We start from the raw sequence: 5,230 nt of genomic DNA, 5'->3' as shown, positions 1-5,230 counted from the left end.
TCTTTTATAATCATAACTTCATTATCTTTTATATTATTGAGAATAACTTTAGTAAACCCAATATTTACTTTCTCAATATTGATTCCATTAAATGTGCTATTTATATTCAAATTTTCATTGTTATGTTTAATGGAAATTGTTTTTCTATAGAATTTCTTTTGAATATTATCAATAGAGTTATCCCAAATTATCAACCCTGATTCCATCAATATCACTCTACTACATAATTCCTCGATATCCTTGATATTATGCGAAGTAAGAACAAGTATTGAATTTCTATTATTTAGTTTATATTCTTTAAGCAATTTAATAATTTCATTTCTCGTTATAAAATCTAACCCAATAAATGGTTCATCAAAAAATAAAATGCTTGGATTATGCAATGTTGCAGCTGCTATTTCACATTTGACGCGTTGACCTAAACTAAGTTTTCTAAGTGGTTTATCCCAATATTTTCTGATTTCCAATTTGCTATCCAATTCATTTATTTTAGTTTCAAAATGTTTATCGGTAAGTTTGTATATCTTTTTTAGAATATGCAAACTTCTTTTTACTGATACATCCCACCATAAATTACTTTTTTGTCCCCATACTACTCCAATATCCCTAACAATTCTTATTCTATTGTTCGAAATGTTTATATCATCATACGAAATTTCTCCTTCTCTAGGGCTTAATATCCCTAGCATCACCTTTAATAATGTAGACTTACCTGAACCATTAAAACCTAATAACGCAACACTTTCACCGTTCAAAATATTCATGTTAATTCCGCTGAGTGCTTCTTTATTTTCCTTTGCATACTTAAAAAATATTTCTCTAACTTTTATCATACTTATCTCCTAACTATTTACACTCTGATATTTCTTACTCATTCTATTAAAAATAATTACAGACAATCCTAATATTATCATCGATATGACACTTGAAATAAAAATAGAAAAACAAATACCACGATCTGCACTAATCAACAATGTGGCTGGAATATAAACCACATAATATATAGGAATTACTATTATCAAAAAATACTTAACAATACCCGTTAAATATTTTAAGGGATAATAACCAATATTTGATGAAGTATCCACAAATAAATTTAGGAATAAGTTACCATTTTCAGAAACGAAACAAAGGGCTCCATAACATATTAGCAATCCAACATACATAATTGTCGTGTTTAATATGATTAAACTAGTTATAAATGCAAAATTGTAAATAGGTGTATTTACATATTGATAGTAAATAATTAATACTACGATTCCTTGAAAAATTCCTGCAATTCTTCTTAAAAATAAATTAGATGAAATTATTTGAAAAATAATTGGTAATGGTCTAATGTAAAAAACATCTAAATCACCTGTCATTGTCAAAACATGAAAGTTATCAAATGATCTTGCAATCATTCTTGCCAAATTATATGAAATTGTAATCAATCCGAACATGTAGATTGTTTCTATAAAATTTTGACTTCCAATTTCAACATAATTAATCATTAATAAATATAAGCCAATGAAGTTCACAAATGAATATATAGTCCATATAATTAATTGAAGGATAAAATCACATCTATATGACAACTGGCTTTCTACACTAACCTTAACAATACTAAAATAAAGTCTAATATACTTGTATACAGTCATCGATTTATTACCCTCCATATATTTGTATTTTTTTAGTATTATTCAAGAAAAAACATTTCCCTATTAGATATAAAATGATTATCCATAGAATTTGTAGACTTAAATCACCAATACTACTTGTACCAATTAAGAAACCTATAGGTATGTCAATAACAAATGCGAACGGTGTAATTTGTGCAATCTCAACAAAAGCATTTGGTAGAAGAATAAACGGAATTAAAGCTCCCGAAAATAATGAACTTATACATGTCAGAATAGCTTTTAGCGAATTGTAATTATGGATAACGAATGCAAATGAATAAACCATTTCTGATATTAAAACAGCAATAATCAATCCTAAAATTAATGATATTAAAAACAATAATACAAAATAAATATTTACTTTATTGAAAAATAATGATATCAAAATTCCCAGTAATATAAATGTTATTCCTTGTATTAAACGTTTCAATGACTCTCCAAAATCTTCCATACAAATATATAAAAACATATCAATTGGACGTATATAATATTTACTAATTTCTCCTTTTTTTATCGTTTTACAAAATTCAGGAATAAGAGTTGTCATTGACGCTTGAAAAATTGACGTTGAAATCAAAATATAAACCAATAAATCATTAGTAAATTCATTAAATATCGAGAATACAGAAAATTCAACAAATATTGTTATTGCTAAAAAAAATAAATTTAAATACACACTGTTTTTATACATTTTAAGTTTATCTAATTGTAACTTAATAATCTCAATAAACATTTTCTCTCTCCTATTAAATAAAGAAGGAGCAAAATTTGCTCCAAAAACTAATTGCACATAGTTATTAACAGTTTTATATCTTCCTCACAATTTGTATAAATACTAAAATCCATGTTAAAACTTACTTGTTATATTACCGTATTTCTCCAAATTCATTAATGCACATTCTTTTTTATAAAATAAGAATATAAATGCAGTTATCGCAAAATAAGTAAGATGATAGAAAGAAAGCTTACTCCATAATTTTACACATTACTCTTCAATTTAACCTGCATTATTTTTCATTTACAAACACAAACAAGAAATTTATTTACTATCACTATCTAAAAATGCAACAAACATCATTGCTAATCATAACAAGTTCAAAACGTTTCATTTCACAACTCAACTTTCTTTCTTTAGATACATCATAATTATTTAAACTACTCAAAACAATATTCTATGTTCGAATAGTCATTTTTTTGGTTCGAATAGTTTCAATTTAGAATAATATAAAGATCAATTCATGATAAAATTAAGATATATTAGAGAGGATATTTAAGATGATAAAAATTGCGATTGTTGATGATGACACATTATTTCTTAATTCATTTACTGAATATTTTAAAAATACCGATAAATATTCACTTTCTTCATACTCTGACCCTAAGCTCTTTTGTAAAGAATATTTCTCCCAAGAATATGATGTAATATTTTTAGATATAGAAATGCCTTCCTTAAGCGGAATAGAGATTCATGATTTTTTGAAGAACAATAATTCTTCAAGCTTAATTATTTTTGTTTCCAATCAAGATAAATATATACTAAATTGTTTTGATATAAACGTAATTGGATTTATTCAAAAATCTAAAATTGATTTACAATTACCTAATATTTTGAAAAAAATTGAAAACAATTTTATACAATCAATCCATAGATTTCAAACTCGATATGGATATATCACTTTAAAAAACAATCAAATATCTGCAATCGAAGTTATTAATAGAAAAGTTGAATTACATGCAAAAAACGAAATTTATATACTAAAAAATGAAAAGATAAGTTCTATACACAGTATTCTTAATGATGATTTTTTCCAGATTAATCGCTCAACAATTATAAATTTGCACAAAATTATATCCATAAAAGACAATCAAATTTTTGTCAAAAACATAAAAAAAGCTTTTTTATTAAGCAAATATAGAAAAAAAGATTTCTATTCCAAATATGTTAGTTTAACAAAAGCGAGGAATTATTAATGATTATCCTAAACTATATTTATTGCTTCCTTGAACTATATACACTTTTTATATTATGCGATATATTTATAGATAAAAAATATCCAAACACTATTAATATGTTTGTTTTAATTCTCTTTTCGATCATTAATGTTGTACTAGCTCAAATATTTTCAAATACCTTAAGTTCAATTTTGCTTATTTCCATAGGAATTCTCATGTGTTTTTTTCTATTTCAACAACATAAAAAAGAAATTATATTTTTATCTCTTGCATTATTTATTGTTGTTGGAATAACTTCAATTATTACAATCAACCTCATATCACTAATTAGTGGGTTATCTTCTACTGCACTACTTACAGATCCCTCGATTTATCTCTTTGGAGGTATATTTAATAAATTAATCCCTCTAATTCTTGTATTACTAATTCGAAAGCATAAAAATAATAATGAAATTATTAAAAAACAAAATATCATTGTCTTCTTTTCACTACTAATATTTCTATTTATTATAATTGTTGCACAATACTCACTTGTACTTACAATTCAAAAGAATTCATCTAGAATACTATCTCTAGTAACATCATTTCTATTAATAGTCATTTTTATTATTATAGTTATTATGTTAAACAAATATAATGATATTCAAAAAAGTAATTTAATTAATCAATATAACAGTAATATTATGGCACTTTACAAAGAATATGAAATTAACTTAAATATAAATAAAGAAGAAATCATCATGATAAAACACGATTTAAAATATCACTTCCAATTATTTAAAACATTAATTCTCGATAAACAATATGATAAGGCAATAGACGTTATTGACCAATTAATTGAAAAGACAGATTCTATATCCCCAACGGTTTATAGTAATAACATTGTATTGGATAGTATAATTAATAACTTCATCACCGAGAATTCAACCATCCAATTCACAGTGGACATAAATACCTCTTTATCTTTACTCAATGAATTAGACACTTGCATTCTATTTTCAAACTTGTTAAGTAATGCGGTATATAGTTCATTAAAATCTAATAAAAAAATCGTTGAAATAACTGTATTAGAAAATGAATACTTCTATGTAATTGAGGTGATAAACTCAATAGAATCAGAATACAGTGATATCACTATCACTTCAAAAGAAAATAATGGAACACATGGATATGGTCTAAAAAATATTTATTCCATTATTCGTAAATTCAAAGGAAGTTACCATATCGATCAAACTAATTATCTATTTAGCTTCAAAATTTTATTTCCAAAGGTAATTGTCGATGAGAAACATTAGTGAAAAAATTGCAATATATCTAAATGAGTCATTAGATAATCTTTATCCATTAAATAGATTAAGGTATGGTGTTGAATTATTTTTAAGTCAATTTATTTTAGTTCTATCTATGTTAATTATCTCATTTGCTACACATACGACTAAACAAGTAGTAGAATTTATGATATTTTTGATTTTGATTAGAACATTTTGTGGTGGATATCATTCAGATACATACCTTATGTGTTTCTTCATTACTAATGGAATTTGTTTTATATCTATTTTTATTGGAATTACATATAACAATTCTATTCTATATAAAATTATTTCAATACTATCTTA

At 24.5% G+C, this 5,230-nt stretch carries 6 protein-coding genes; 3 read left to right on the top strand and 3 right to left on the bottom strand.

Annotated features, from left to right (window positions below):
* The 3 genes from RR643_RS11160 to RR643_RS11150 all read right to left on the bottom strand — a co-directional run.
* Positions 1-833 (bottom strand): ATP-binding cassette domain-containing protein (locus RR643_RS11160; protein ID WP_332483261.1); only part of this gene is annotated, 833 nt, incomplete at its 3' end.
* 9 nt (positions 834-842) lie between these two features.
* Positions 843-1,640, bottom strand: coding sequence for an ABC-2 family transporter protein (locus tag RR643_RS11155; RefSeq protein WP_332483260.1), 798 nt, complete (start codon positions 1,638-1,640; stop codon positions 843-845).
* A 7-nt stretch (positions 1,641-1,647) separates the two neighbouring features.
* The gene (locus RR643_RS11150) at positions 1,648-2,394 is read right to left on the bottom strand and encodes an ABC-2 family transporter protein (RefSeq protein ID WP_332483259.1); all 747 of its coding nucleotides are present in this window, start codon (positions 2,392-2,394) and stop codon (positions 1,648-1,650) included.
* 542 nt (positions 2,395-2,936) lie between these two features.
* On the opposite strand from RR643_RS11150, the gene RR643_RS11145 reads away from it, so the two are divergent.
* The 3 genes from RR643_RS11145 to RR643_RS11135 all read left to right on the top strand — a co-directional run.
* Positions 2,937-3,632, top strand: a complete 696-nt coding sequence (locus tag RR643_RS11145) for a LytR/AlgR family response regulator transcription factor (RefSeq protein ID WP_332483258.1) — start codon at positions 2,937-2,939, stop codon at positions 3,630-3,632.
* A gap of 197 nt (positions 3,633-3,829) precedes the next feature.
* A complete protein-coding gene (locus RR643_RS11140; protein ID WP_332483257.1) occupies positions 3,830-4,909 on the top strand; it encodes a GHKL domain-containing protein in 1,080 nt (359 codons plus the stop codon).
* Positions 4,896-5,230: accessory gene regulator B family protein (locus RR643_RS11135; RefSeq protein WP_332483256.1), on the top strand; the 335-nt coding region annotated here is incomplete at its 3' end. The genes RR643_RS11140 and RR643_RS11135, both read left to right, overlap by 14 nt.

The organism is Anaerorhabdus sp. (assembly GCF_036637135.1).
GTDB lineage: Bacteria > Bacillota_I > Bacilli_A > Erysipelotrichales > Erysipelotrichaceae > Anaerorhabdus.
This window is presented reverse-complemented; position numbering and strand designations above follow the sequence as displayed.

Bases quoted from the DNA above. Each gene is read 5' to 3' on its own strand.
- RR643_RS11140 (WP_332483257.1), top strand. From the start codon at position 3,830: ATGTGTTTTTTTCTATTTCAACAACATAAAAAAGAAATTATATTTTTA.
- RR643_RS11155 (WP_332483260.1), bottom strand. From the start codon at position 1,640: ATGACTGTATACAAGTATATTAGACTTTATTTTAGTATTGTTAAGGTT.
- RR643_RS11145 (WP_332483258.1), top strand. From the start codon at position 2,937: ATGATAAAAATTGCGATTGTTGATGATGACACATTATTTCTTAATTCA.
- RR643_RS11150 (WP_332483259.1), bottom strand. From the start codon at position 2,394: ATGTTTATTGAGATTATTAAGTTACAATTAGATAAACTTAAAATGTAT.